General features: G+C 59.4%; 3 protein-coding genes. All 3 read left to right on the forward strand.

All coding sequences use genetic code 11. The features are described 5' to 3' along the window. Positions 1-125 precede the first annotated feature (125 nt). Positions 126-443 (forward strand): hypothetical protein, encoded by a 318-nt coding sequence (locus FHW79_RS32295; RefSeq protein WP_183182687.1) that lies wholly within the window; start codon positions 126-128, stop codon positions 441-443. 14 nt (positions 444-457) lie between these two features. Next, on the forward strand, positions 458-721 hold the full coding sequence (locus FHW79_RS32300; RefSeq protein WP_183182688.1) for a hypothetical protein: 264 nt from the start codon (positions 458-460) through the stop codon (positions 719-721). A gap of 18 nt (positions 722-739) precedes the next feature. After that, positions 740-1,261, forward strand: a 522-nt coding sequence (locus FHW79_RS32305) for a hypothetical protein (protein WP_183182689.1), incomplete at its 3' end; no start/stop codon positions are given.

Here is a 1,261-nt window from a genome sequence, read left to right on the forward strand (position 1 = left end):
TGGCGCGGCGCTCCTCTATGGGATCAACCTAAAAATCCGATTTAACAATGCCATGACGGCGGCTGCCCATCAACCCGATTTTCCGGAGAGCCCATATTTGCCTCAGATAGGAGAGGAAGCGAGCCGTGAGCCGCTACGATGTGACCACCATCGACCCCGCAGGTACGGCATGCGTTGTCGGATGGGACAATCCCTTGCAGACCTTTTTCGCCCAGGTCGAGCGCGTCATGCCCGATCCGGATGATGACCCTGACATTCTTCTGTGGGTTGGGGACCGCGCCTCTTCGTGCCTGGATGTCGCGGAGCTGGCCGAAGCCATTGCGCCTTGGGCGGTTCTGCCGTGCTCCGTCGCGAAGAAGCTTGAGACAGAGCGTGACACCGCTCTGCCGCCGACCCGCGTGCAAGCCGCCCTGCACAACATCCTGCGCACAGTGGCATCGTGAGGGGCGCCGAACGCATGCAGAACGGTCACCGGGAGAATGCCAGTCTTGAAATGCCGGCATCACTGTTCGTCGAGGCCGTCCGCTTCGCTGGTGCGGTTCCCTTCGGCGAGCAGGCGGAGTTTGGTTGCGGCCGCGGGGCCGGCAGCTGCGAGCGGCACCCGGCCATGCAACTGCTGGCCGACTGGTGGAACGCCATTGTCGCACTCGAACAGCTGCCGCATGAGTTTCCCGACACTTGGCGCCGATTGACCAACGGAACCGCGCCGGAAGGCGTCTGAACGAGGGAGGGGCTACCGTTGCCGCCGTTTGTTGTCACCTGGCTTCTTGTCGCTTTGGCCTGCATGTCCGCCATGGCATTAAAATCCGTTAACGGGCCGGACAGCGACATTCTGTTGGACCCGGTATGGTGGTCCTTCGTGACCATCTTCTCCCTGATCGTCGGCGTGGTAATCGCCACCATCGCCGCGGTCAGCGCCGCCCATCCGTTGCCGAAAAGCCAGAAGCTTGCTGGCTCCCCCAGCCCAGAAGCTGCCGTTCCGAACGGTTATTATTTTGAAAGATGGGCGATATGGTTCGAGTGCAAGGAATCTGGACAGGACTACTATAGAGGGGAATGCGGGAGCGGTCTCCCTGTTGAATGCCTCAATCGTCTTCCTTCTATATTCCACATACTGCAAGAGAAAAGGAATCCTCTTAACAATGATTACCTTTGCGGCCTTCTTATTGAGGCTCTCCGGAAAATCGGGTTGATCCGGGGTCAAATCGCATCCTCCTCGATCAGCCGCGCCAAGGTTGATAGGTCGATGCCGAAGTGGACA

Source organism: Azospirillum sp. OGB3 (genome assembly GCF_014192915.1).
Classification (GTDB): Bacteria; Pseudomonadota; Alphaproteobacteria; order Azospirillales; family Azospirillaceae; genus Azospirillum.

What these genes read in the sequence shown, in the direction of transcription:
- FHW79_RS32300 (WP_183182688.1), top strand. Translation starts at nt 458, where the DNA reads ATGCAGAACGGTCACCGGGAGAATGCCAGTCTTGAAATGCCGGCATCA.